Source organism: Deltaproteobacteria bacterium, assembly GCA_016874755.1.
In the GTDB taxonomy this organism is placed as follows: Bacteria; Desulfobacterota; Binatia; order UBA9968; family UBA9968; genus DP-20.
The window spans coordinates 1-25,820 of sequence record VGTH01000060.1 but is presented as its reverse complement, the minus strand read 5'-3'; the positions used below and the strand labels follow the sequence as shown (position 1 = coordinate 25,820).

Annotated in this window: 18 protein-coding genes; 5 read left to right on the top strand and 13 right to left on the bottom strand. The window is 58.1% G+C overall.

Annotated elements, in window-relative coordinates; all coding sequences use genetic code 11:
• Positions 1–390: 390 nt before the first annotated feature.
• Positions 391–771, bottom strand: coding sequence for a RidA family protein (locus FJ145_24290; protein MBM4264534.1), 381 nt, complete (start codon positions 769–771; stop codon positions 391–393).
• 117 nt (positions 772–888) lie between these two features.
• Here FJ145_24290 and FJ145_24285 point away from each other — a divergent pair, with 117 nt between their 5' ends.
• From FJ145_24285 to FJ145_24270, 4 genes are all read left to right on the top strand, one after another.
• On the top strand, positions 889–1,089 hold the full coding sequence (locus FJ145_24285; GenBank protein MBM4264533.1) for a hypothetical protein: 201 nt from the start codon (positions 889–891) through the stop codon (positions 1,087–1,089).
• Entirely contained in the window at positions 1,089–2,159 is a 1,071-nt protein-coding gene (locus FJ145_24280; GenBank protein MBM4264532.1) for an extracellular solute-binding protein, read from the top strand. Before FJ145_24285 ends, FJ145_24280 begins: the two co-directional genes overlap by 1 nt.
• A complete protein-coding gene (locus tag FJ145_24275; GenBank protein MBM4264531.1) occupies positions 2,129–3,151 on the top strand; it encodes an ABC transporter substrate-binding protein in 1,023 nt (340 codons plus the stop codon). Before FJ145_24280 ends, FJ145_24275 begins: the two co-directional genes overlap by 31 nt.
• A gap of 139 nt (positions 3,152–3,290) precedes the next feature.
• A complete protein-coding gene (locus tag FJ145_24270; GenBank protein MBM4264530.1) occupies positions 3,291–5,396 on the top strand; it encodes a hydantoinase/oxoprolinase family protein in 2,106 nt (701 codons plus the stop codon).
• Between the two features lie 354 nt (positions 5,397–5,750).
• Here FJ145_24270 and FJ145_24265 read toward each other — a convergent pair whose 3' ends face one another.
• The 6 genes from FJ145_24265 to FJ145_24240 all read right to left on the bottom strand — a co-directional run bounded on the left by FJ145_24265 (position 5,751) and on the right by FJ145_24240 (position 18,042).
• On the bottom strand, positions 5,751–6,857 hold the full coding sequence (locus FJ145_24265) for an ornithine cyclodeaminase family protein (protein MBM4264529.1): 1,107 nt from the start codon (positions 6,855–6,857) through the stop codon (positions 5,751–5,753).
• 205 nt (positions 6,858–7,062) lie between these two features.
• Positions 7,063–8,547 (bottom strand): ethanolamine utilization protein EutA, encoded by a 1,485-nt coding sequence (locus FJ145_24260; protein ID MBM4264528.1) that lies wholly within the window; start codon positions 8,545–8,547, stop codon positions 7,063–7,065.
• 90 nt (positions 8,548–8,637) lie between these two features.
• Positions 8,638–9,834, bottom strand: a complete 1,197-nt coding sequence (locus tag FJ145_24255) for a cupin domain-containing protein (protein MBM4264527.1) — start codon at positions 9,832–9,834, stop codon at positions 8,638–8,640.
• Positions 9,835–10,656: 822 nt separating this feature from the next.
• Positions 10,657–11,256 carry a hypothetical protein gene (locus FJ145_24250; GenBank protein ID MBM4264526.1) on the bottom strand — a complete coding sequence of 200 codons (600 nt, stop codon included), beginning with the start codon at positions 11,254–11,256 and terminating at the stop codon, positions 10,657–10,659.
• A gap of 8 nt (positions 11,257–11,264) precedes the next feature.
• A complete protein-coding gene (locus FJ145_24245; GenBank protein ID MBM4264525.1) occupies positions 11,265–14,687 on the bottom strand; it encodes a hypothetical protein in 3,423 nt (1,140 codons plus the stop codon).
• A 112-nt stretch (positions 14,688–14,799) separates the two neighbouring features.
• Entirely contained in the window at positions 14,800–18,042 is a 3,243-nt protein-coding gene (locus FJ145_24240) for a hypothetical protein (GenBank protein MBM4264524.1), read from the bottom strand.
• A 58-nt stretch (positions 18,043–18,100) separates the two neighbouring features.
• Here FJ145_24240 and ggt point away from each other — a divergent pair, with 58 nt between their 5' ends.
• Positions 18,101–19,879, top strand: a complete 1,779-nt coding sequence (ggt, locus tag FJ145_24235) for a gamma-glutamyltransferase (GenBank protein ID MBM4264523.1) — start codon at positions 18,101–18,103, stop codon at positions 19,877–19,879.
• An 82-nt stretch (positions 19,880–19,961) separates the two neighbouring features.
• On the opposite strand, the gene FJ145_24230 is transcribed toward ggt, so the two are convergent.
• The 6 genes from FJ145_24230 to FJ145_24205 form a co-directional block, all read right to left on the bottom strand.
• Positions 19,962–20,261 carry a hypothetical protein gene (locus FJ145_24230; protein ID MBM4264522.1) on the bottom strand — a complete coding sequence of 100 codons (300 nt, stop codon included), beginning with the start codon at positions 20,259–20,261 and terminating at the stop codon, positions 19,962–19,964.
• Positions 20,254–20,667: a phage holin family protein gene (locus FJ145_24225; protein MBM4264521.1), complete on the bottom strand. Its 414-nt coding sequence runs from the start codon at positions 20,665–20,667 to the stop codon at positions 20,254–20,256. Before FJ145_24225 ends, FJ145_24230 begins: the two co-directional genes overlap by 8 nt.
• Positions 20,668–20,674: 7 nt before the next feature.
• Complete coding sequence (locus FJ145_24220; GenBank protein MBM4264520.1) at positions 20,675–20,983, bottom strand: DUF883 domain-containing protein; 309 nt, start codon at positions 20,981–20,983, stop codon at positions 20,675–20,677.
• A gap of 165 nt (positions 20,984–21,148) precedes the next feature.
• On the bottom strand, positions 21,149–22,441 hold the full coding sequence (locus FJ145_24215) for an adenylosuccinate synthase (protein MBM4264519.1): 1,293 nt from the start codon (positions 22,439–22,441) through the stop codon (positions 21,149–21,151).
• Positions 22,442–22,519: 78 nt separating this feature from the next.
• Entirely contained in the window at positions 22,520–24,103 is a 1,584-nt protein-coding gene (locus FJ145_24210) for a phosphoglycerate dehydrogenase (GenBank protein MBM4264518.1), read from the bottom strand.
• A 95-nt stretch (positions 24,104–24,198) separates the two neighbouring features.
• The gene (locus FJ145_24205; protein MBM4264517.1) at positions 24,199–25,341 is read right to left on the bottom strand and encodes an alanine--glyoxylate aminotransferase family protein; all 1,143 of its coding nucleotides are present in this window, start codon (positions 25,339–25,341) and stop codon (positions 24,199–24,201) included.
• Positions 25,342–25,820 lie beyond the last annotated feature (479 nt).

Below are 25,820 nucleotides of genomic sequence, written 5' to 3'. Positions count from 1 at the left end.
AAGAGCTTCCGCAAACTGAACGCACCACAGCTTGTCGGAAAAGTAGCGCGCGGGACGAAGTATGACAATGGCAAAGAGATGAGGGTCGCCGCCTAGTATCTTTTTACACACCTATTGACAACGGCTCAAGCTTGCTCTGCAAGCGTTGGTGCGGTTAGCGATAGGGTTTTAGGTCTGCTTGGGTTTTGGCCTTTAACGCTAAACTATTTGCGTTCCCGGTTTGCGACTGTGTCGCAATGCCGCAAGCAGCTATCTTGCCATCCTGAGCGTAAGCGAAGGATCTGCTTTTTCGCAGGGTACGCGCAGCAGATTCTTCGCCTTCGGTTCAGAATGACAATTGCGACATAGTCAAATGTAGGATGGGTTGAGCGAAGCGATACCGATCACCTCCTAAACCAACGCCACCAAATCGATCTCGACCATAGCGTCGCGGGGCAACTGGGCCGCCGCCACGGTTGAGCGGGCCGGCTTCGCACCACCGAGATACTCGGCGTAGACTTCGTTCATCGCCGCGAAGTCGGACATGTTTTTGAGAAACACCGTCGCTTTCACGGTCTTTTCAAGAGACGAGCCGGCGGCTTCCAGCACCACTTTGAGATTCTCCAACACTTGACGGGTTTGTTCTTTGATGCCGCCGGCAACGAAATTAGCGGTAGCCGGATCGATGGCGGTCTGCCCCGACGTGTAGATGAAACCGTTGGCTTTGATCGCGTGTTGATACGGGCCGATGGCTTTGGGGGCTTTGTCGGTATTAATGCCTTCTCGATTCATTGTTTCCTCATCTCAGTTGATCCCCGTGCATCCTACGCAGTGTGCGGAAGCGATGCAAATGAGAATCAAAAGTGCTTGCCACCGATACCGTGGCTATGATTGATTAGCTTTAGGGACATGAAACTCATTACCGCGCACAAAATACTCATCGCCACGGCAGCCGTATTTTTCGTCTTCTTTGCCTTCTGGGAGCTGCGGCAATATTCCGGCAATGGCGACACCTGGGCGGTTGTCCGCGCAGTGCTTTACTTCCTCGCCGGCATCGGCTTCGGCATCTATTTCAAAAACATTCAACGACTGTACAGTCAGCGCCGTTGATGACGATGTTAAGGGCCGTTCTGGGTGGAGTGTTACTCACCGTTGGGCTGCTGACTGCCGCCTTTGCGGACGCAGCGCAGAGCGGTGATGCATTGTCGGCTTTGGAAGGGCTGGCGCCGACGGAGCGGCTAGCACGGTTGGGTGCCGGAGCGCGCGCCGAGGGCGAAGCGGCTATCTATCTTAACCTCGATCCGATCGTTGCCAACGCGCTCAGCGCGGGATTCACCAAACAATATCCCGGTATCAAGGTCCAAATCGGCAGGTTCTCCGGCGCGTCGATCATCGCCCGGGTCGAAACCGAAGCGCGCGCCGGCAAGCTCAGCGCCGATGTCATCATGAGCGGCGAGTTGGGCATCTTAGTTTTGATCGACCGAGGCGTCATGGCGCGCTACCGCTCGCCGTCCTTGGCAGCGTATCCCGAAAACTTTCGCGATAAGGACGGGTTTTGGAACGTCAATTTTCTCAACATCCTCGTGCCGGTGTACAACTCGCGGCTGGTGTCGAAGGACGAGGTGCCGCAGCGGCTGGAAGATCTGCTGCGGCCGCGCTGGAAAAGCAAGATGGCGATGGACAGCCAGTCTTACTACTGGTTCGGCGCGCTGCTGCAGCATCTCGGCGAAGACGCCACGGTCAAGCTCATGCGCGGGCTCAATGATCAGAACCTGCACCACGTGCGCGGCCGGCGTTTGCTGACGCAGTTGATCGCCGCCGGCGAATACGATCTTGCCATCGAGACCAATCTCAACACGGTGATCAGCCTGATGCAGCACGGGGCGCCGGTGGGTTTTGCGCCGGTGCGGCCGTTGTTTCTGCGGCCGAGCTTTCTTTTTCTGACGCGCGCTGCGCCGCATCCGCACGCCGGTGCGCTGTTGATCGATTACCTGTTATCGGAAGAGGGGCAGAAAATTCTCGCAGCCCACGACCGTACGCCGGCGCACCCGAGAGTGAGCTCGCGCGAGACGCAAGTGCTCAAAGGTTTGGAGATCAAAATGCCTGATCCGTTGGATATTGGCCGGCGCTACGCGGCGCTAGGGAAAAAATACACAGAGCTGTTTCCGGGGGCGAAGTGAGCAAACGAGTCGCATGGATAATAGCCTGGTTGCTGATCATTCCAACATTGGTGTGGGCCCAAACTGGGAAAAGTCTCATCCCATCCTACCAAGCTATTTCTACTCCCGACTTCGGCTACCTGCCGACCTACGTGGCGCGGGCGAAAAACTTTTTCACCGAAGCGGGTCTGGACGTCAAAGTGATCGTCATGAACTCGCGCGTCTCGGTGCCGGCGCTGATCGCCAACGAAGTTCACTTCGGCGTCGCTGGGCCGTCGATCACCGCGGCATTGCGCGGCGCGCCGTTGAAGGCGATTTATTTTATTTACAACACTTCGACGTTTCAGTTCACTGCGCGGCCGGAGATTCGGACGGCGGAAGATTTGAAAGGCAAGACCATCGCGATCTCCAGCCCCGGCGCGACCAACGACTTCGCCACCCGGCTGATGCTGACCAAAATGGGTCTCGATCCGGTGCGCGACGTGAAGTTTATTGCGATTGGCGAATCCAAAGCGCGGGTGATCGCCATGGATCAGGGGCAGGTGGCCGCGGCAGCGAACAATCCCGACGTGGCTGCTGAATTGGTGCGCAGGGGTTACCGCATTCTTATGCACTCGGGCGAAGTGTTTCCGGTGCCGTTCTCCGGCACGGCAGTGAATGAAAAACTGATCAAAGAAAATCCTGACATGATCAAGCGCTGGCTGCGCGCGCATTTGCGCGCCATGCAGTTGATCCGACAGCGCCCCGACGAGGCGGCGCAGATCGCAGCGAAGGATTTGAAAATCAGCCTCGACATCGCCAAGGAAGCGACCGCGCAGGTTCTGCAATTTATGTATGCCAACGACCCGGGCGGCTTTACGGAAAAAGGCATGAGAATTTTTTTGCAGCAGACCGCGCCGCGTTTGGGCGTCGACCCGGAAAAAGTCGCAATCAACCAGATTGCCGACGTGAGCTTTTTGCGCGAGGTGCAGCGCGAGTTGGGGATCAAGTGCCGGGATGGGTTTGGATGCTGAAGAGAAGTATGAAAGCGGAACCGCGGAAAGCGGAAATTCCGGAGCGATGGTATTTCCTTTTTCGGTTTTCCGCTTTCATAATTCATACTTCCTACTTCGTGTCACATTAAGATTAGGAAAGTAGGTTACCCGAGGCCAAATGCAGTACATCGTGGGCGTGGATATCGGCGGGACGTTTACCGACTGCGTGGTCATCGACGAAAATGGCAGCGTTACTATTGGCAAGTCGCTGTCGACGCCAGCGTATTTTTCTCAGGGGGCGTTGAACGCCACGGCGGATGCAGCGCGTAACCTTGGATTGAGCAGCGCGGAGGCGCTGCTGCAGTCGACCCAGTTGTTTTTGCATGCCTGCACCATCGGCGACAACACGCTGATCACGCGCGCTGGGGCGAAAACCGGTTTGATCATGACCCGCGGCTTTGGCGATACCTTGCACATGATGCGCGGTAAGGTCGCCGAGGGTTTGACCGAAAACGAAATAGCGCACCGCTCGGCGATGGATAAGCCGGTGCCCTTTGTGCCGCGCAAGCTGGTCGAAGAGGTGACCGAAAGAATCGACTACAAAGGGGCGGAGTTGATTCGCCTCGACGTGCCAGCGGCCGAGCAGGCGCTCGATCGCTTGGTGTCAAAAGGCGTCGAGTCGGTGGCGGTCTGTTTTCTCTGGTCGATCATGAACGACGCCCATGAAAAACAGCTTGCCGACATTCTCAAAAAGAAATATCCGCAGTTGTTCTTTACCTTGTCGAGCGAGGTCGCGCCCTATACGGGCGAGTACGAGCGCTCGGCGACCACTGTGTTCAACGCCTACATCGGGCCGAAGATTTCCTCCTATTTGCAAAATTTGCAAGAAATTCTGCGCAGCAAAGGGCTCCGGCGCGAGCCGTTGATCATGCAGGCCTACGGCGGCGTGTTGGGAATCGCCGCGACTTGCAAAAACGCCGTGGGCATCATCGAGTCCGGCCCAGCGGCCGGCATCGTCGGCACGCGCTTTCTCGGCGAGCATATCGGCGAGAAAAATATCCTTGCCACCGACATGGGCGGGACTACGTTTAAAGTCAGCGTGGTGCGCGACGGTGTCATCGAACGCGACTACAAGCCGGTGATTTTGCGCTACAGCATTCTCTCGACGAAAATCTGGGTGGAATCCATCGGCGCCGGCGGCGGCAGCATCGCCTGGATCGAGCCCGACACCGGATTGTTGAAAGTCGGACCGCAGGGCGCCGGCGCATCGCCGGGGCCGGTTTGCTACGACGTCGGCGGCACGGAGCCGACGGTGTCGGATGCTGATTTGGTTCTCGGTTATCTCAACTCTGATTATTTTCTCGGCGGGCGCATGCGGCTCGCCAAGACGAAGACGTTGGACGCGATCCGCGAGAAAATCGCCAAGCCGCTCAAGATGACCGAAGTGGAGGCCGCCGCCGGTATTTATCGCATCGCCAACGCGCACATGAGCGACTTGATTCGCAAGGCGACGGTGGAAAAGGGGCATGATCCGAGAAATTTCGTTCTTTTCGCCTTCGGTGGTGCGGCACCGGTGCATGCGAGCCGCTATGCCGCGGAACTTGGGATTCGCCAAGTTGTTATTCCACTCACCGCGTCTGTTCACGGCGCGACGGGTTTGATCAGCTCGGACGTCGCCTACGAATATGGCAAGTCCGATCACGTAGTCGTCCCTGTCGATTTGCAGCGGGTTAATGAAAACTTTGCCGGGCTACTACAAAAAGCCTACGTCGATCTGCGCGCTGCCGGATTTACCGAGCGTGACGTGCGCGTGCAGCGCAGTGTCGACATGCGCTATCGCTATCAGGTGCACGAATTGAATATCCCGTTCGCCGAAGGGACGGTGCCGATCACAGAGTCCGACATGGAAGCGCTCTATGATTTGTTCGATGAGTCTTACGAGAAGGCCTTCGGCCAGGGCTCAGGTTACAAAGAAGCGGGCAAAGAGATTTTGACGTTTCGTTTGACGGCGACTGGGGTCTTGAAAAAGCCTGACATTAAGGCAGAGAACATAGAAAAGTCCGACGGCGCCGCAGCGCTGAAAAATCAGCGGCCGGTTTACTTTGAAGAGTCACGCGATTTTGTGCAGACACGGGTGTACGATTTTACCAAGATGCAACCGGGCACCGCGTTCGCCGGTCCGGCGATCATCGAAACGCCGGTGACGACGATTGTCGTCAACCCGCGCGATCGAGCGGAGATGGATGCGTATCGCAACGTGAGAATTCACTTAGGAGAGAATTGAAAAGAACTCGGAGCCATTCGACAAAGATGACGGAATGTTGTGGTGTGTTCCTGCCACGTTTCGAGCGGCCCTCACCCCGACCTCTCTCCCAGGAGACTGTGTCGCAATCGGTGGATTTTCGGTCATAAAACAACACGGCTTTCTCGGGGGAGAGAAATTGCGGTTATAAAAGCGGTGAACTGCTGATATTTTAACCCAACTTGTCTCTGAACACAGCTCTGCGGGCGGTATTTACGCCGGCACCGGCATGGCGAACTCAGCAAAAGCAGATCCTTCGCCCTCGCTCAGGATGACGATGACAGCCCTAGTTACGTAGGATGGGTTGAGCGTTAGCGATACCCATCGAATCTTGGCTCAATCGCGAATATCCTGCAAAAACCACTCCGTCGGTATCTCACGGCCAACGCCGGCGCGCGTGGCCAGCTCGTAGACTTTGCCGCCCACCGCGTGGAATTGCGCGCCTTGCAGATTGCCCCTTTCGGAATAAGTAATCTGTTCCGCCGAGGTGCGACCCTTTGCTTTGCCGGAGACGAGGTCCGCGAGCGTGACGCGTTTGTTGGGCAACGAGTTGCCATGCTTGCGCCGATCGCGGCGGCCGTCGCCAAATTTGGCTTGTTGCGGCCGCGCCTCGTAGCCGAGATTCTCAGCATCGGTCGCAAGCTCGGGGTGACCAGTGGGCGCCGGCGTGTCGCCGAAGCGCAGATAGACGTCGACCTTCTGCAAACTCTTGTCGTCGGGTTTACCGCTGCCGCCGACGACCACAATGTGGGCGCCTTTTTCGAGATAGGATCCGTCGGTGACTTCCACTGCGGAATCGGTGAGAGCGGCCAAAATATGCGCGCCTTTGTAGACCTCTTCGGGTCGGCTGCACACTTTCACTTCAATGTTGTATTTCGCCGCCATCTCGCGGCCGAAGCGCTCGCGGTTCTCCTTGGTCGGGCTGAAGACTTGGAGCTTCTCGAGCTTGCGCACGTGCATGAACGCCTCCATGTGCGTGCGCGCCATGCCGCCGGAGCCGATGATGCCGACCACTTCAGCCTCGGGATTAGAAAGATACTTTACGCCGATGCCGCCGTCAGCCCCGACCCGCATGTGCTGCAGGTGGCCGTCGTTGATAAATGCCAGCGGCTCGCCATTCTCTACTGAAGTCAGCAGGATCAAGCCGCAATAAAGGCCAGGCTTCATGCAATATTTTTCCTGCGTGACGACACCGTTGTACTTGCTCTCATAGATGACGTCGGACTTCATGCGAATGGCGAAATAGCCAGCCGTCGATCCGCCTTCCATCGTCCCCCACTGGTAATTCTTGCTGGGATCGCTGGTCGGTATGCGGATATCGATGCGCGGCCGGCACACCGCCTCCCCGGCCGCAAGCTGGAGATAGCCTTGTTCTAGCGCTGCGATGGTGTCTTCCATGGTCAGCAGCTTTTCGACCTCGTTGTTATTGATGATGAGCGTCATAGGGGTAATTGCGACTCCTCTTAGATCAGCCATTGCACATTTGCTGGGGGATTGCACGCAACCTCTCCAATTTGACTTCTGAAGCTGCGCAGAGCGACGCGTGGTATGCGCAGGTGCGCCGTTGACTTGGCTTTCGCGCGGGCAGCAATGCGAGGGGCAGCAATCCTGCGTTTGGTCGAGGCAGGATCGTGCAAACGTGTAGCGGCTACGCCTCGGGCGATGCCGGGAAGATGAGCGACTTGATGACTACCGGCACGGCGCCGGATGATGGAATCAGCGCGCCGACGTCGATGTAATCGAAATCGTTGAGCGAGATGCCGTCGGTGGAGATGATCGGCTTGTCGAACTTGAGCTCTTCTTGAAAGTGCAGACCGATGATGCCGCCGATGTCGCCGTCGTTGACGAGAACCAACGGATGGCCTTTGGCGAGGATTTCTTGCATTGCCTCGGCGACGCCGCTGCAGAAGGCTTGCAGGCGGAAGAAGGTTGCCGAGCCGTCCCAGTGAAATGCGACCGCGACGGGTTGGCGGCCGTGCAGGAGATCGAGTCTTTGCAGCGCCGCGCGCAGCGCGTCGCGCACCGCTTCTTTGGTGAATTCGTCTTGATCTAACGGGAACTGCGGCGCGACTACGGCGACATTGCGCACGGGCACGGCGTCGTCGGGGGAAATGAAAATCGTGTTGCCGCTGACTTGCACGGTGTACTGCGATGCGCCGATGACGGTAGCACGGATGCGCGCGTTGGGCTCCATGAGCAGCAGGCCCAAGCTGCCGCTGCGTTTGTGGACTTCTTCGGCGATGAGAGGACCCAAGTCGCCGAAGTTTGTCTTGGCACGATTGTAAATGAACTCGGACACGCCGCCGGAGAACATGACACAGTCGATCTCGCCTTTGTAGGTCAGCGGCGGCAAGCGTAGCAGTCCTTTGATATCGTCGGTGACGGCGTCGGGGTTGAGCAGGGCGAAGAGCTTGTCCATCATGCCCGACACCATCTTTTTCAAATTTTCTTGAGCGGGTTTTTGCCCCAACGCAACTTCAAAGCCGGCCCACTTGGCGTGCTTTCTGCCGGCTTCTTCGATGCGCACGATGACGCCGTCGTTGTCGAAGGCCAGCAGCCGCGCGCCGATATCGATAGCCGAGACTTCTTGCACTTTGCCGTTGTTGCAGACGGCGAACTTGCTGGTGCCGCCGCCGATGTCGATGTTCAACACCACGCCGCCCATCTTTGCCGAATGCGCAACCGCGCCTGAACCGTGCGCCGCCATGGTCGCTTCGAGGCCATCGCCGGCGCTGACGGCGACGAACTTGCCGGCTTCCCGGGCAAACAATTCTCCGATACCACGGGCGTTGCGCCGACGGACGGCGACGCCGGTGAGAATCAATGCGCCGGTGTCGACTTCTTCGCGGCGGATTTTCGCTTTTGTGTATTGACCGTTGATGAACTTTTCCAATGCCTCGGTGTCGATGCGCGTGTCGTCGACGTAGGGAGTCAAGAGGATTTCCGATTCGTTGATCACCTCGCGTTTAGACACACGGTAACGCGAGCCCTCGAGGGTCAATTCCAAGCGCGAGAAAACCAGATGCGATGTTGATGAGCCAATGTCGACGCCGACACTGGTGAGAACCAGGTTCTCTTCATCCTGCATGTGGCGGTTGGCGTTGGAAAACGAACCTCGGGGTGCGGTGGCCATAATGTTCCTAATGTTCGATTGAAAAGAGAGCGAAGTGAATGTTTCGGGTTTCGGGTTCGGAGTTAAACCCGAAACCCAAAACCCGCCTAGCTAGTAGGAATTCTTATAGAGATCCGGTTCCATGCGCGACTGGGCGCCAACTTTGGCGAGAGTTTCTTCGAACTCTTTGCGCAGGAACGGATCTTCTTCGTTATAGGGGATCGCCGTGCCGCCGTCTTTCATGTCGATGGCGCCGTAGTCAATCGCTCTTTCGCCGGGGCGACCGCGCTCACGGCCTGGGGCGTTGGGACCGAACCACGCGGTCAGGCGCAGTGGCTCTTTGCTGGCGCCGAAGTGGGCGTGGAACCAGTTGCCGCTCATCGGCGCGGCGCTAACCATACCCACCGGCTCGTAGTCTTGGCGGCGGATTTCTTCGATGGTGCCCTTCTCCCAAGGATGGGTGCCGAGCTTAGACGGCCAGGTGTAGGTGTAGCCCTTGCCGCTCAAGCAGATCAGCACCGCGGCGGAACCGTGGGCGTGAGCTTTCGAGTAGCGGCCGGTCTCGTGTTGGCCGATCCAAAAATAAAATTGCTGCCCAGCCATGTGCGGCTCGATGCGGCGATAGCCAGGCGAGCGGCGATTATCCATCGGCAGCTCGCAGCCCATCACGTCTGGGATGATGTTGGTCTTGCGCATGGCAAGGCCGCGCACCGGATCGGGCGTCACTTCTTCTTTGTATTTGTAGTAATCGTCCGTCGGATCGAACCGGTCTTTGAATTGATAGGGGCAATTGAAGATAAAATCTTCGTTGCCGAAGTTGTTCATGATATTCGGCGCTGTCGTGCCGGCGAGCAGAAGCGCCGGGCTCGAGGTCGCGTTGACGATGCGGTGCGTGGCGTTCATCGGGATCGCGAAGATCGAGCCTTTCTGCCACTCGAAGGTGAGCTTCTTCGGATTGCCGTCCACCCACACTTCGGTGGTGCCGCGGCCGTCGACAACCAGATATTGCTCTTCATAGAGATGCTTTTCGGGATTCAGTGCCCCTGCGCCGGGAACTTCAACGACATAACAGCCCCACAGTCCTTCGGTGCCGAGCAGCTGAATAAACGTGCCGTTGCCGCCCAGGCGCTTCCACGGTTTGCGTGGCAGATCCTGCACGCGGCGCACGCCGATATCGCGATAGATCGGAATCCCCTGCGATTCCATGAAGTCGTCATAGGGAGTGTTGGGGCGGAGAAATTTGCCGAAACCAGCACGAGTTTTCTTATCGGTTGGTTCCTTAAAAGTCGATTCTACGGGATGGTCCATAATGCCTCCTAAAAAAGTCTTGATTAAACTTGTCGGTGCGAAGCAAAAACCTCGCACCCATCTCGATAATTTTTTAACTTATAGTCTGGGGAAATCGGAGTCAAACGTGATTCACTGAAGAAAATCTACGGTAACGCTCGCATGCCAACGGCCACAGCTAGTGTTCGTTGGCGAGCGTCGAAAGAGATCAGATCGCTTTCGTGTAATGTCTTTGCCACGGCGACGTGGAGTATATCTAGACTGCGTGTTCCGATAACTGAGGAGTGTTGCAATGCGGAAGGCGACAGTCCAATTAACCGCCGTTCTTACCAATCTTCCGCTACGCAGGTCTCTTTCGAGGTTAGCTAATGTTGCACTCGCATCGGCTACTGAGAAAAGTCCCCGGAAGACCCCAAGTCTGAAGGCGTTCCGCACTTCCAAGGCATGTAACGAAGTGAATGCAAGGGGTGCGTTGGTGCGCGAAAGCCAGGCTCTCGCTTGGGCAGTGTTCGCGTCGACAATGTAGCAAGAAACGAGAAAGCTGCTATCTGCGTAATGATTCATCTCGCTCAGAACGCGGCTTTGTCGCGCTCCAAGAGGACGAGATTCGGAAGCACGCGGTTGCCAAAGATGCGCTTGGCCCGCTTTTCCACGTCAGGCCATTTTACATGGCGATCCGGCTTTGCCGGTTTTCCGCCACCGTTGTCAACTAACGTCAAAACAGCCGCGACAAACTTTTCTCGCTCCCGCGGGGGCAATGTTTTGAACTTTCGCAGAAGCTCATTCGCACTCATAAGGCAAATGATAACGATAACCCATGAAAACAACAAGTGGGATCACTTGCTAACCTAGAGACTTCGCAAACGTCATCTTCCGATAAACCGCGCGCACCGAATCTACATCCCGCTTACAGTACTCGATAATCTCAGGCAGCTTTCCTGCCCGGTAATATGGGTAAACTTTCGAGCCGTCTAGGCTTTCTTTGGGGGAGGGGATGCCGAGGGCTTTGGCTAAGTTGTCGAGGCTCGCGTGCTCGCGGCCCCACTTGCTCCACTCCTGCATGGTGTCGTAAATCGGGTTGTTGCGGAAACGGGTAAAGGGGATTTCCCGCGACGGTTTGATCTGGTGGATGATAGAACGCTGATAGATAAAGCGCAGATCGAAGTCGAGAATATTGTGGCCGACAAACAGGTGACAATCGTTAATTACCTTCCAGAAATTTTTGATGATGTCGGTCTCTTCGCCCTGCAGCACTTGCACCGGCGCATCGCCGGGCGGATCGATGGCGTAGCACAGGCAGATGATTTTCGCCGTCATCGCCGACAGGCTGAGCTTTTTGATTAGCTCGGCTTCGTCAAGGCGGATTTGCTCTTCCAATAGGCCGTTTTCTTGCAGCGATTTGTCGGTGGGCACGGTTTCGATGTCAAAGAAAAATATTCTCATTAAGCTTCCTAGAAGAGCGCCAACTGGGTATTGGGTTTGGCTGCTATTTCGACAGCGGCACCGGCGCGCAGAAAGATTACCTTAAATGCCGCCACCGGCCGCCGCAGGCTCTGCCGCACGGCGGCGGTGTAAATCTCTTGCTGCTGCCGAAAGCGTTCCGCGCCCTGCTGCAATTCGTTTTTAGCAATCCTATCTGTCTTATAGTCCGCTATGTAAAGCAAGTTGTCGCGCTCGTAGATCAAATCAATCACACCTTCCATGATCTGGCCTTCCCACGGCATGACCAGCGGCACTTCGCGGCCGAGAATCTTGGCGCCGGCGATCTCACTGTAAATGTCTGATCCAAAGAAGTGGCGAAAGATTTCTTCTAGCTCCGCGATGATCTCGCGTTGCTGAGGAAGAAACTCTTCTGGCAACTTGTGATCGACATAGTCTTTTAGTCTTGGCTCGAACCGTTTGGCATCGCCAGCAAAGTCCCAATGCTGCAAAAAACCATGAGTCAGATTGCCAATCGCAAGAGCAATGTCTTCCGACACGCTTCGATGCGGACGTTCCGCAGTTGCTTCGCCAAGGGTGGCTTCCTGCTGCTTCAATAACGTGGGCGTGAGAAACGGCGTGAGCTGTTGAGTTTTTTTGTAGCTATTTGCGCGCCGGGCCCAGGCGCTCACGTACGCTTGCCAGTTTGGTTTTTCCTGGGTGGAATCAGGGTTGTGCGGCTCGCCGGAGGGTGCGGTAAGTGTTTCCGTCGTGACGTGAATGTAGACCTTTCCCCGCCCAAGGGAGATGCTCGTGGACTCTTCGCAGTCACCAATAGCGCTGTCGACGGTGCCATCCAGCAGGTCGAGAAATCCGCCGCTGTGGCGATTGGCCGGAGCGCAGGAGACGACCAGATGTTCCCGCACCCGCGTCATGGCGACGTAGAAAAGGCGCTTCTGTTCTTCGCGATCGCGCCGCCTGGTTTTCTCGCTGACGTACAGCGCCGCCAAATCGAGCGGCTGGTTTACCACCAAACCGGTCAGGCCGCTTGACCATTCAAATAAGGATTCGACGCGCGCCCCGCGCGCACTGTCGGTGCCGCTTTGACAGCCGGCGAGAATGACGATGGGAAACTCCAATCCCTTCGATTTGTGAATGCTCATCACGCGCACGGCATCAAGGGATTCTTCGGCGAGCATGCTTTCGCTTTCGTCCTTGGCTTCGAGCACGCGTTTTTCCAACTGTCGGATCGCCGCTTTGAGCGTGGTCAAACCTTCGTGGCCGAGCTGTTCCGCTTGCTGTTGCAGCTTTTGTAAATTGGCCACGGCTTGCTCGCCGTGGAAATGGCAGGCGGCCAGCAGCTCGACAGGCAGCGTCGCAAACAGATGAGCCATGGCGCTGCCAATCGGCATGGTCGAGACTTCACTGTGTAGGCGCGCGAGAGCCGTGTATAGCCGCACCAAGTTTGTTGGATATTTTGTCGCATCGAGTTTCTTCCAAGCGCGATAGTCGAGCAGCCCCTCACGATGTAGTTCATAAATTTGCTGATCGGTGATGCCGCCCAAAGGCGAGCGCAGGACGCCGACCAAAGCTAACCGATCATGGGGATTCTCCACCGCGCGCAGCAGATTCACCGCGTCGATGATCTCCTTGGCGGAGTAAAACTGCCGTTCGCCTTCGACGACGTAGCGAATGCCGTGGCGCCGCAGCGGCTCGAGATAGTCGTGAATGTCGGTCAGCCGGCGCAGTAGGATGGCAACGTCGCGCGGTTGTGCCAGCACCGGCTCGCCCCGCGTATTCAGGATCGGCGCTTTGCCGAGCACCTCTTCTTTGAGCCAGCGCGCCAAGGTTTGTCCTTCGAGGCGACGGGCGGTTTCGGCGTCGAGCTTTTCGTTATCGCCGGAAAGGATTTTTCGCACCAATACGTTTGGTATTTTCGTCGTTGCCGCGCCGCGTCCGGGCGCCGGTTCGATGCCGATGTAGTCTGGCTGCAAGCCTTCCTGAGCGCAAATGAGCTTTTCGAAAGCGCCGTTGACGACATCGAGAATCTCTCGGTTGCTGCGAAAGTTGGTGGTCAGCCGGCACTCGATGCCGTCCTGCGCCTTGATAATTTTTTCGACGACTTCGAGATAGGCCTCGATGTCGGCGCGACGAAAGGCATAGATCGATTGTTTCGGATCGCCGACTACAAAGACTTTGCCAGGTGCCAATTTCACTTGCCGCCAGTCGCTTGCCAGCGAACCGGGCTGCTCGGCGAGGTAGAGCAAAATTTCGTACTGGATCGGGTCGGTGTCTTGGAACTCATCGATGAGAATCGCGCGAAAGCGCCGTTTTAGCTCGCCGCGCACCCGGCGATCGTCGCGCACCAGGTTGCGCGCGCGCACGAGCAAGGCGTCGAACGACAAGTGCCCCGCGCTGACGAATTGTTCGCGGAACGCCGCCGCGAACGGACCGAGCAGGTTCCACAACAAAGCCGTTAACTCGGCGTCGACTGTGCCGAGTCCATTGACGGCGCGGGCGATCTCACGCAAGGTGGCGCATTCTTCCGGCGACCAGCCGACTAACTTTGGATTTATCGATCTGTCGGCGACCTCCTGGTAGTGCGCCGCGAGCTGTTCCGAGCGCGATCCGCTTTTTCTGAAATCGCGCAAAATCGCGAGCGCCGCGCGGGCGACTTTGTCATTGCTACGGTCGCCGGAGTGATTTTCGACCAGCTCTGCCGCAGCGCTTTCAAGCTGCGCCAGCCAATCGGCAACCGCGGCGGGTATCGTCTTTGTGACCGGGTTGTTAAGCTCGACGGTTTCCGACGCCAACGATTTGGCGAGCTGTTTAATCTGTTCAATCTGGAAGCGAGCCAGCACGCGGCGCCATGCAGGCGCGCGCGGGCTCGTGAGTGCCAGCTCTTGGCCAAGCCAGTTGTCCCACTGCTCGTCGAATAACCCTTCGAACTCCGCGCCGTCGTCTTCGCGAAATTGCGGATCGACGCCGGCTTCGAGAGGGTAGAGCCGCAGAAGCGTCGCGGCGAAACTGTGGATCGTGCCGATGTTGCTGCGGTCGAGATCGCGCAGTGCATTGTGAATACGGCCGTCCATTTCTTCCTTTGAAAGCTGATATAGCTGGATTAGACCCTGCACGGCGCTCTGGTTTTTTTCTTCAGCGCTGTCGGTTGACGTGCGATCGAGGCTGACGGCGAGATAACTCTGCAGCCGCTCGCGCAGCCGCTGCTTCATTTCGTCGGCCGCTTTGTTGGTAAACGTGAGTGAGACGATGTCGGTGATCGCAACTGGATCGGGATTGCGCAGCAGCAGATGGACCAGCCGATCAACCAGCAAAGTCGTCTTGCCGGTGCCGGCACCCGCCGTGACCACGATATTGCGGTCAAACGTGCCAATGGCTAGCGCGCGATCACGGGCGTCGGGAAGCGTGAAATTCTGCTGCTTAGCCACGAGTTCCATGAAAAGCGAATTTCACCACGAAGATAAGAAAAGAAAAAAAAGCTTCTTGCCGAACTGCGTGTCCTTCGTGTGCTTCATGGTGTCCTATCCACTGTCCCTTTCGCTCCTGCGCTCACAGCTGCTTTAAAGTTTTCTTGCGCAGCTCACGGTGGGTTTTTGTGATCGGATCGTTCTCGGCGCGCCACACGCTCGGTGGGTGGTTCTTGCGGCAGACGCGCGCCATGTCGCACAGGCTGCAGGCGTCGCCGCGGTTGATGAAAAAGCGCCCCTGACGCACGCCTTCGGCCAAGTAGGCGATGGTTTCTTTGGTGGCGGCACCTACCTTGTCGCTCAGCTCCTTGCTGCCGTAAGCTTTCGTGGTCAGCGGCCCGCCGTCCCAATTCGGCGCGACGTAATAGAAGTCGGCTTTGATGGCCAAGTTTGCCGGCAGCTCGTGCTCACGCGCCCATTGTTGCGCTAGTTGCAAATAAATCGGCGGCTGTAGACGCACTCCGCGCAGCGCGCCGAGGGCGAGATTGTTGTCTTCGGTTTTTGGGCTGCCGCCGAATTTGAACTTGTAATCGATCACTCGCAGTTCTGGCTGATCGGTGCCGGCTAGCAGATCCACACGATCCATGCGGCCGTGGACGATGAGATTGTTCAACGGTGCGGGCCATTCTTCCGGCAAATGTGCGGCAACCTGGGTTTCCAGGCTGATTGGCTGAAAACCCGATTGCGCCAGCTCCGCAAGGTCTTGAGTGATCACCTGCCGCAAAGTCTGCCGCAAGCTATCCTTGAGGTGTTCCCAAAAGAGTGGGTACCCCACAGGGTTTTGATTTTCATAGTCGGTGAAGGCGCGCTCGGCCGCCGCTTGCAAGCAGACATCGGTGTCAATCCTGCCGGCATTGCCGGTGAAATAGCCGCGTTGGATAAGTTCTTGATAAAAGCCATCGAGGATAGTGTGTCCCAACTGGCCAAACTCCGCTGGGCTCGGGCCGAGCGACTCTTCCGGCCAGTCGAGCGGTTTGAGACGAAGCACGTGCCGCGCGAAAAACTGAAACGGACAGCGCGCATAGGTCTCCAGCGTGGTCGGCGCCGTGCCGCGCAATGAAATTCGCTTCCAGTGCGGCTCGGCGTTAGCGAGCATGCCGTCCCAAGCGAGCAAGCTCGCGCCACTGTGGTCGAGTTTGGCGATGGCGTCTCGTCCACTTCGATAGATTTCCGCCAATGGCGTCGTCGCCTCGATCAGCGCCGTCGGATCTTCGCCTTGCAGCGTCATGCGCACGCCGAGCTCGTTGGGCAGCAGAAACTCCCGGCGGTCAAACGGCGCTAAGGCGATCTTCTCTACATGGCTGCGCGGCAGTTCGACGACCGAGACGGTTCTCGCGCCAGTGCCCAGAGCGCGCTGCAGTTCACCGAGATACCATGAGGGCGACAAAACACGGCCGCTCTCGTCGGCGCGCTGGTAGGAGCAGTAAAGCCGCTCGCGGGCGGCGCCGACAAGCAGGGTGAACAAGAGTTTCTCCTCGTCGAAGGCCGTCAGTTTGGCGTTGACCTTGTAGCCTAAGTCGCGCTCGATGACGTCGCGATCGCTGTCGCGCAGAAACGCATCTTCGCGGATGGTGCGCGGAAAAACGCTTTCGTTCATGCCGAGAATAAACAGCGCTCGAAAAGCGAGACCGCGCGCCGCCGTGGCACTCAGCACCATGACGCCGTCGCGGTTGCGCCGGTCTTCGGTGATGGTGGACCGTTCGATCCAGTGTGAAAAAGTGTGGCTGAAGTCAGCCAGGGAAACCCGATCGTCGATGGCGTCGAGCGCGCCGAGCTGCTGAAGAATCTCCAAGATCTTCGCTCGCGGCGAACCGTCGCCCGTTGGCGCCGTCCGATCGTCCGTGATGCCGAGATATTTTCCCAGCAAAGTTTGCCAGGCCGCTGCCATCACTCGCCAGGAGCCTTGAGAGGGCAGGAGGCTCAAATCCGCCACCAGCGCGTCGACGAGATCAGCCAGCGCCGTCAACTGCGCCGCGGGAATTTGCCAATGGCGCGGCTCGTCATCTTCGGATGGCTGCGACAGGCGCAACCCGCCTCGGCTATAGCGGCGTAGCCGGCGCCAGTCGGCGATCCCTTTGCAAATCGCCAGCTCGCGGGTTGCCAAGTCCCAAAGGTCGGGTCGCGGTTTGATCGTGCGTCGCAAGATCGTTTGAAACTGCACATGGGGGGACGAGAGAAAGTCGATGACCTGACTGCGCAAAAATTCTTTGGCGGGCAGACCGAGCAGCAGATTGACGGTTTTCGCCAACGGATCTTCGACGAGGGGCCGCTCAAAGCGGCCGGCGACGGGAATACAGTGCTGCTGAAAGACATTTGCCAACGTTGCGCCATAGGGTTCGAGGCCGCGGGCGACGACGCCGATCTCGTGGAAGGGGGTTTCCCCTTGCTCGTTCAACTTGAGAATTTCTTTGGCGGCGAATGTGATCTCATCGTGCAAACCAAAGGCGCTGGTGATCATGCACTGCCAGTGCTTTGGCAAGTCGGTATAGCTGCGGTCAGCGGCCTCGTCGAACAAGCTCGCCAGCAGAGGCCTGGGCTCGTGCGTCTGTGGCGATTCGTCGCTGCGGCCTTGCACGTAGCGCTCGTAAAACTGTGCGGCGAAACTCCAAGCCGCATGGCTGGGCTGCACATTGAGCAGTGGAAAAAGCAACGTGGTGGGGAAGTGACGCGCCACGGTATGGAACAAATCGAGCTGGATCTGGGTCAAGTCATAGAAGCCGTAATAATAGACCTGGATAAAATCTGCGAGAAAACTTGACGTGGCCACCTGCTCGGTGGCGCGCCGGTCGAGATCGGCTTGAGCGGTGAGGTGTTTCGCCTGGCGAAAATCTTGGAAGGTTTGAAAGAGATTAAGCAGCTCGGCAAGCCTGTGGCCGGCACGCTCGCGGAAATGGCCCTCGCGCAGGGCATCGAGCGCAACCGCGGGGTCGACCATGCCGTCGCGCAAATCGCGCAGCGTCTGCCAAAGCGCGGCGCAGCCGCCGGCGCGGTTCTCAATACCGGCGTAGGGCTCGGCGCCGGGTTGACGGGTGCGGATGATCCGCCGCAGGGCTTCTTCAAGAAACAGATCGTCGCGCGGCTCTGCGTCTGGCGCGCCGCCTTCATCGTTCAAGCGCCGCGACAGTTGGAAAAAAGTGAGAATGGCGACGTTGAGCAACGCCAATCGCTGCTCACGGCTGAAAAGTATTTTTAAGCGCCGGCGGATCAGGTCCGAAGGGACAAGTATCAAAAGGGGGGCTAGCGGGTCGCCACTTTTGCGCAGTAGCATTTCATCGACCAGGGCTTCCTCCAGGTCCGGATGAAATGGTCCAATGATGGTTTTCATGCTCGACAAAAGAATCGGCGGCGTGTACTAACTGAAACAATATGTAGTATGGTGGGCGATGGCGCAAGTGCTGGCGCTGCGCCAGCGCTTGCGCATGACAAATTTCAGATTTCAAATCTCAGACAAAGCTTGCGGAGAAAGAAGAAGGACGATGCTGTTCACGCGGCTCCGTTACGCAACTGTAAACATCGTCGTTGCCTGGCTTCTTGTTACGCAGGTTGCTGTAACCGCAGCGCTGGCAGGCAAATCCGGCCTTGTGGTTGCCGACAGCGAGCACGCCAGCAAAGCCGGCATGGAAATTCTCAACCGCGGTGGCAACGCGGTTGACGCAGCGATTGCCACCGCGCTGGCGCTTTCCGTGGTGGATCAGGCGGCTTCCGGTCTGGGGGGCGGCGGTTTCATGATCGTTTACCAGGCCAAGGAGAAAAAATCTTTCGCTCTGGATTTTCGCGAAACCGCGCCCGCGGCGGCGCGGCGCGAGCAGTATGTGCGCGACGGCAAGCCGATGGCGTCACTCAGTTTGGTCGGCGCTCTCGCCGTCGGTGTGCCCGGTGAAGCGGCCGGCTTGGCCGAAGCCCACAAGCGTTTTGGCACATTGCCGATGGCGGTTCTCGCCGCGCCGGCGATTCGACTGGCCGGCGAGGGCTTTGCCATCGACGCCTCACTGCGCATTCCCATCGATAGACTGCAGAACACGCTGCGCAAGTTTCCCGATACGGCGCGTATCTTTTTGCCCAACGATAAAGTGCCGGCGGACGGCAGCATCATTCGTCAGGCCGATCTCGCGGTGAGCTTGAAAACCTTCGTCAGCCAAGGGCCGCAAGCATTTTACTCGGGCTCGGTGGGTCAGGCGATTGTCGAGTCCGTGCAAAAGGCCGGCGGGGTGATGACCCTCGACGATTTGAAAAATTATAAGGCGGTTTGGCGCGAGCCCGTCGTCGGCAGCTATCGAAATCATACCGTCATCGGCATGCCGCCGCCGAGCTCGGGCGGCGTGGCGATTTTGCAGATGCTCAATGTTCTCGAAAGCTACAAACTCGACGAGTTCCAGCACAACTCGCCATTTTATTTGCACCTGCTCGCCGAGGTGATGAAGCACGCCTTCGCCGACCGCGCGGCCTTTCTCGGCGACCCGGATTTTATCCATGTGCCGGTGCGGAAACTAACCAGCAAGGATTACGCAGCTTGGATTCGCGGCCGCATCGTGCCGGACAAGACGCGCCCGCCGCAGTTTTACGGCTACTACAACTACAATGCGGAAAAGGGCGGCACAAGCCATTTCAGCGTCATCGACAAGTTTGGCAATGCGGTCTCATGCACCCAGTCGGTGAACACCCGCTTCGGCTCAAAAATGATCGCAGCGCGCACCGGCATTGTGCTGAACAACGAGATCGATGATTTCGCCATCCACCAGGAATGGGGCAATAGCTACGGGTTGGTGGGGAATGAAGCCAATGCGCTGGCGCCCAACAAGCGGCCGCTGAGCAGCATGTCACCGACAATCATATTGAACGGCGACAGGGTAAAGCTAGTGACCGGCGCCGCCGGCGGGCCGCGCATTATCACCGCGACGTTGCAGTCGATTCTCAACATCCTCGACTTCCAGAAGCCGGTCAAAGAGGCGGTCAGCGCGGCCCGCGTGCACCATCAATGGCTGCCGGACCGGCTCAATATTGAGAGTAAAATGGACGACGCGGTGAAGAAAGCGCTCGAGCAGCGCGGCCATACGCTGCGCGATCAAAGCGCGCTCGGGATCGTGCAAGCACTCACTGTGAACGGCGGACAAGCGAGCGGCGCAGCCGATCCGCGCAAAGTGGAGCGGGCGCGCAACGAATAGCGCGCGCGCACAGCCAAGGCAGTGCAGCGTTCCTACCTCTGGCAGATTCTTGTAGGGGCGACCGGCTGGTCGCCCTCAGATGCTATTTTTGGTCGCGCTTGGTGAGCCAAACCCAAACCGGCACAACCATGCGCCAAAGCTTCAGCAAATCAGCGGCTGAGCGCGTGAGCTTGCTGCCATAACCGCTGACGAGCAAGCTGGAAATGCCCGCGGCGAGGAGGGGGTAAGTCTTGAGCACTCGGCTAACGCCGACAAGCGCGGTGCTGAGCTGCAGCGGTGAATGAATCTGGCGATAGGAGTTGCTGAGTTGCGCGCGTTCTTCGGCGCAGCGTTCGATCAACGCGCGCTTGCGCCGGGCGATCTCTTCGAGACGATTACTCACGGGCAGAGGCTTTCAAACGGTCGCGGTCTTTGGCCAGCTCAGCCAAGGTATCGGGAAACAGGCCAGGCCGGGCGAGTAGTTTGTTGCGCAACGAGGCCGCCGCCCAGCCGCCGACGCCAAGATAGATAAGCGCCAGCATGCCGATGGCGGCGATCCAGCCGCGTTCCCACAGCAGCGCGATGACGAAGATCGTGAGCAGAATCGCGCCGAGACTAATACCGAGCACCGCCAGGAGTATCAAAATCAGCGACTGCTTGAGGCGTTCGCGCTCTTCTTCGAGCTCGGCGACGAACAGCTCGACCCGGGTATGCAGGGCCGAGCTCAAGCCGGCCAAGAGCAACTTCAACGGTCGCAAAAAGCCGGACGAGCCGCCGCCGTCGGCGCTATGCCAATCGCGATCCGCCATGCCAATTCTATTTGCCGCGGATCAAAAATCCTAACACAACACCCAAGCCAGCCGCGATGCCGATGGCGCTCCAAGGGTTTTCCCGCACATAGTCGTCGGCGATTTCCGCGGCCTCTTTCGATTTTTTGACGAAGGTCTTTTCCGCGTCCGCCACGGCCTTGCGCCCTTCGACCAAGCTCTGCTCGATCTTCTGGCGCGCCACGGTGATCTTTTCGCCCGCTTGGCTCGCGGTCGCGCGCAACAGCTCATCCGCGTCGTTCATCAGGGTTTTTAGATCGCCGATCAAGCGTTCTTTGTTGATATATTCGCCGTCCATGGGACCTCCGAGGCTGATTAGATTGCAATCACGATAATCATGCGCCTTGGGGTATTCAAGGGTTTTCTGTGAAATCGCGTTTTTGTGGGCTGCCGAGGGTGCTTAGCCTATCAAACTTTTGACGCCAGCTGTTAGTCGATATGCCGTGGCGCTGCGACGCGGCACTCAGTTGAATGGGTTTTTTAGGAGAATCGTCTGCTCACGGCCTGGTCCCACCGAAACCAAGATGATTTCGGTGCCAATGACTTCTTCGATTCTTTTGACGTACTTCTGCACGCTTGCCGGCAGGTCGGCAAACTTGCGCACGTTGTCGAGCGTGGCGTCCCAGCCGGCCATTTCCTCGTAGACCGGCTCGACGCCCTGCATCACTTTGGAGCTGGCCGGGAACTCGTCGATGGTCTTGCCTTGGTAACGGTAAGCGGTGCAGATGGGGATTTTTTTGAACCCGGTCAGTACATCGAGCTTGGTGAGCGCGACGCCGGTGAGGCCGTTCATGCGCACCGCGTGGCGGACGCCGACGGCGTCGAACCAGCCGCAGCGGCGCGAGCGGCCGGTGGTGGCGCCGAATTCGGCGCCTTCGCGCCGCAGCGTCTCGCCATCGGGCCCATCTAGCTCGGTCGGAAACGGCCCGCTGCCCACTCTCGTGGTGTAGGCCTTCGAAATGCCGATGATCTGCTGAATGTGCTGCGGTCCGACGCCGGAACCTGAGCAGGCGCCGCCGGTGATCGTGCTCGACGAGGTGACGTAGGGATAGGTGCCATGGTCGACGTCGAGCAAGGTGCCCTGGGCGCCTTCGAAGAGCACGCGCTTGCCGGCGCGGATCTGCTCGTCGAGCAACAGACCAGTGTTCGTTACGTAGCGTTTGAGCTTGTCGCGATATTGGCAATAGCTGTCGTGGATCTCGTCGAAGTCGAGGGTCTTCTCTTTGAGAATCGCTTTCAAATAAAAGTTCTTCTCTTCGATGTTGCGTTCGAGCTTCTCGCGAAACGTGTCTTCTTCGAGCAGGTCGACAAAGCGAATGCCTATGCGCGCGATCTTATCCTCGTAGGCCGGGCCGATGCCGCGCCCGGTGGTGCCGATCTTGCCCTTGCCACGCAATCTTTCGCGCGCCAGGTCGATGGCCTTGTGATAGGGCATGATCACATGGGCCTGCTCGCTGATGCGGATCTGAGTATCGTTGGCGAGATGGCCCTGGGCTTTGAGCGCGTCGATTTCTTCGATCAAGATTTCCGGATCGACCACGACGCCGTTACCGATGACGCAAAGTTTATTGGGGTGCAGCGCGCCCGAAGGTATCAAATGGAGAACGGTCTTCTTGCCTTCCACGACCAGCGTATGGCCGGCGTTGTTGCCGCCCTGGAAGCGCACGATGATATCGGCGTCCTGGGTAAACAGGTCGACGACCTTCCCTTTGCCTTCGTCGCCCCACTGGGCGCCGATGATTGCAACGTTGGACATTTTGAATTCCGTTTCGCGTTTCGGGTTTCGCGTTTCGGGTTCGAACTCGAAACCCTGAACTCGAAACCCGAAACCGAATTACAGTTTGACCAGCTCGGCGGAGACGATTTGCGGCAGCGCGAGGAGCTCATCCAGGGCTTTTTTCGGCACCGCTTCGTCGACATGGGTAAACGAAATGGCGTTGCCGCCTTTGGCGCTGCGACCGAGTTCCATACCGGCAATGTTAATAGCATGTTTGCCGAGGATTGTCCCCACCGAACCGACGACGCCGGGCACGTCTTTGTTTTGTAGGATCAAGATATAACCTTCGGGCACCGCTTCGAGGTAGAAGCTGTTGACGCGCACGATGCGCGGGTGTTTGGCGCCGAAAATCGCCCCTTCGATTTCTAGATCTTCCTTGCCGTTTTTGCCGCGCACGGTGATCGAGCTGGTAAAGTCGCCGGCGCGCTCGCCCTTGGACTCGACAATCTTGACGCCCCGTTCGCGCGCGACCACCGGCGCGTTGACGTAGTTCACCGCGGACTCCATCACCGGAGTCAGCAGCCCCTTCAACACCGCCAGCGTCAGCGCGGCAACGTTATACTGGGTGACATCGCCGCGATATTCGACCTGGACTTCCTTCGGTAGCGCGTTGCCCATCTGCGTGTACAGGCTGCCGAGTTTTTCGCCGAGGGTCAGGTAGGGGCGCAGCACTTCGAGCAGTTCCGGACTCACCGACGGCACGTTGACCGCGTAGCGCACCACGCCCTGGGCAAGAAAGTCGACCATCTGCTCGGCGACGGCGATGGCCACGTTTAACTGGGCCTCATCAGTGGACGCGCCGAGGTGCGGCGTGGTGATGACCTGCTCCAACTTGACCAACGGGTGATCGGCGGCGGGCGGCTCATCGACGTAAACGTCGAGCGCCGCGCCGGCGACTTTGCCTTCTTTGATGGCCTGGGCGAGATCTTGCTCGTCGACGATGCCGCCGCGGGCGCAGTTGATGATGCGCACGCCCTTTTTCATTTTGGCGAACGCAGCTTTGTTGATCAGCCCTTGCGTGTCGGGGGTGAGCGGCACATGCACGGTGATGAAGTCGGACTTGGCGACAATTTCATCTAGCGTTGCCGGCTCCACGCCCATGCGCGCGATGTTCTCGGCGGCGATAAACGGGTCGAAGCCCAAAACTTTCATGCGCAGGCCGGCGGCACGCTCGGCGACGATGCGGCCGACGTTGCCGAGGCCGATGACGCCGAGCGTCTTGTTGCAGAGCTCGACGCCAACATATTTGTTGCGGTCCCATTTGCCGGCTTTGAGCGATGCCACCGCTTGAGGGATGTGACGCGCCATCGCCATCATTAAAGCCACCGTGTGCTCGCCGGTGGTGACGTTGTTGCCGCCCGGCGTGTTCATCACCACGATGCCGCGCTTGGTGGCGGCGTCGGCGTCGATGTTCTCATAGCCGACGCCGGCGCGGCCGATGACCTTCAAATTGGTCGCGGCGTCGATCAACTCAGCCGTGATCTTGGTGCCGCTGCGAATGACCCAGCCGTCGTAGGCGCCGCAGATTTTTTTGAGCTCGTCGGGTTTGAGGCCGATCTTGACGTCGACTTCAAAACCTCTGGCGTTTTGGAAAACCGCGAGCCCTTCAGGGGCGAGGGAGTCGGTTACGAGTATTTTCATGTTACGATCCGATTCTGACGCGTAAGGAGTGAGGCGCAAGGGGTAAGGAGGTTCCGATTCTTCCTAAACCCGTTACCCCTAACGCCTCTTTGTTTTCAAACCAACGCTTCCATCAGCACTTCCTGTGCTGCCGCGACGCCGCGGCCAAACGGGATTTCCGCGCCAAATTTGCGCAGCGCCATTTCCAGCGCGGCGATCGCGGTGATGACGTCGAACGCCCCCATGTAGCCGATATGGGCGATGCGAATCACTTTGCCTTTGAGTTGATCTTGGCCTTCGGCGAGGGTGACGTTCATTTTATCGCGGAGGTATTCGAGCACCGCGTCGGCATCGATGCCGTCCGGCAGGTAGATGCCGGTCGCTGCCGCGCTCGGACTGTCCGGAGCGAGCAATTTGAGCCCGAGCGCCGTCGCCGCTGCGCGGGTGGCGCGGCACATGCGGTCGTGGCGCGCGTAAACGTTTTTCAATCCCTCGCGTTCCATCATCCGCATGGATGCGCGCACGCCGAAGATCAACGAGACCGCCGGGGTGAAGGCGCCCGAGCCTTTTTGTTGATTTTTCCGTTCCAAATTCAAGTCGAAATAGAAGCGCGGCAGCTTGGCCTTCTTGGTTTTTTCCCAGGCACGGTCGCTCAGCGCGATGAAGCCCAGCCCCGGCGGCAGCATGAGCGCTTTTTGTGAACCGGTAACCAGCACGTCCAATCCCCAATCGTCTAGCGGCACCGGCGTAACACCGACTGCCGTCACACCGTCCACCAAAAATAGCGGCCCGTTTTTGGTGAGCTTGGCGATTTCTTGAATCGGATGAAAGACGGTCGTCGAGGTTTCGCTCGCCTGGATCATCACGCCTTGGATATCGGGATTCGCCTTTAACTGTTTTTCGACGTCGGCGACTTTGACGGCTTGGCCCCAGGGCACCGGCATTTCGATGGGGTTCAAAGCGAACGCATTGGCGATGTTTAGCCAGCGCTCGCCGAATTTGCCGCCGTTGATCACTAATACTTTGTCGCCGGGCGAAAAAAGATTGGCGGCCGCCGCTTCCATGGCGCCGGTGCCGGAAGATGCCAGCATCAGCACGTCGCTTTTGGTGCCGAACAGCTTCTTCAGCCCTTGGCGTGCCTCTTCGAACACCTTGTTAAACTGCGGCGTCCGATGGTGAATCATCGTTTCCGACATCGCCAGGGCGATTTCATTGGGAATGGGCGTCGGGCCAGGGGATAGGAGATAATGTTTGATCATGGTTCTTTCTCAAAGGCTTTTAGCATCATTGTAAGGTTCGATCAGCGCGCGCGCAAACCGCCGAGGACTTGTTCGCCCCGTTGGGTGGGTGGACTTTTTGCCGGATGCAACGGCCCGAATTCTTTGCAGGCACAAAAAAGCCTGGACCTCTCTATTTAAGAGACCCAGGCGTTCGGCCATCTTAGCGCTTTGCGCTTCCTCGTGGTCAATTCCACGTTCGCCAGTCGCGCAAAACCTACGCAAGACATCTACCGTAGCGGTTATAGGTTGTCAATATTGCGGCGGACAGATACAGATGTCAGACCGGTCATGAAGCTGATCCTGTTTGATATCGACGGCACGCTAACGCGGAGAGCCGTTGTCAATAGGTGTGTAAAAAGATACTAGGCGGCGACCCTCATCTCTTTGCCATTGTCATACTTCGTCCCGCGCGCTACTTTTCCGACAAGCTGTGGTGCGTTCAGTTTGCGGAAGCTCTT

Excerpts from the sequence above, each read along its gene's own strand:
- FJ145_24240 (MBM4264524.1), bottom strand. The coding sequence starts at position 18,042 with ATGAAAACCATCATTGGACCATTTCATCCGGACCTGGAGGAAGCCCTG.
- FJ145_24220 (MBM4264520.1), bottom strand. The coding sequence starts at position 20,983 with ATGGACGGCGAATATATCAACAAAGAACGCTTGATCGGCGATCTAAAA.
- FJ145_24280 (MBM4264532.1), top strand. The coding sequence starts at position 1,089 with ATGACGATGTTAAGGGCCGTTCTGGGTGGAGTGTTACTCACCGTTGGG.
- FJ145_24225 (MBM4264521.1), bottom strand. The coding sequence starts at position 20,667 with ATGGCGGATCGCGATTGGCATAGCGCCGACGGCGGCGGCTCGTCCGGC.
- FJ145_24210 (MBM4264518.1), bottom strand. The coding sequence starts at position 24,103 with ATGAAAATACTCGTAACCGACTCCCTCGCCCCTGAAGGGCTCGCGGTT.
- FJ145_24260 (MBM4264528.1), bottom strand. The coding sequence starts at position 8,547 with ATGGCCACCGCACCCCGAGGTTCGTTTTCCAACGCCAACCGCCACATG.
- FJ145_24290 (MBM4264534.1), bottom strand. The coding sequence starts at position 771 with ATGAATCGAGAAGGCATTAATACCGACAAAGCCCCCAAAGCCATCGGC.
- FJ145_24250 (MBM4264526.1), bottom strand. The coding sequence starts at position 11,256 with ATGAGAATATTTTTCTTTGACATCGAAACCGTGCCCACCGACAAATCG.
- FJ145_24285 (MBM4264533.1), top strand. The coding sequence starts at position 889 with ATGAAACTCATTACCGCGCACAAAATACTCATCGCCACGGCAGCCGTA.
- FJ145_24255 (MBM4264527.1), bottom strand. The coding sequence starts at position 9,834 with ATGGACCATCCCGTAGAATCGACTTTTAAGGAACCAACCGATAAGAAA.
- FJ145_24205 (MBM4264517.1), bottom strand. The coding sequence starts at position 25,341 with ATGATCAAACATTATCTCCTATCCCCTGGCCCGACGCCCATTCCCAAT.
- ggt (MBM4264523.1), top strand. The coding sequence starts at position 18,101 with ATGGCGCAAGTGCTGGCGCTGCGCCAGCGCTTGCGCATGACAAATTTC.
- FJ145_24270 (MBM4264530.1), top strand. The coding sequence starts at position 3,291 with ATGCAGTACATCGTGGGCGTGGATATCGGCGGGACGTTTACCGACTGC.
- FJ145_24215 (MBM4264519.1), bottom strand. The coding sequence starts at position 22,441 with ATGTCCAACGTTGCAATCATCGGCGCCCAGTGGGGCGACGAAGGCAAA.
- FJ145_24245 (MBM4264525.1), bottom strand. The coding sequence starts at position 14,687 with ATGGAACTCGTGGCTAAGCAGCAGAATTTCACGCTTCCCGACGCCCGT.
- FJ145_24265 (MBM4264529.1), bottom strand. The coding sequence starts at position 6,857 with ATGACGCTCATCATCAATAACAACGAGGTCGAAAAGCTGCTGACCATG.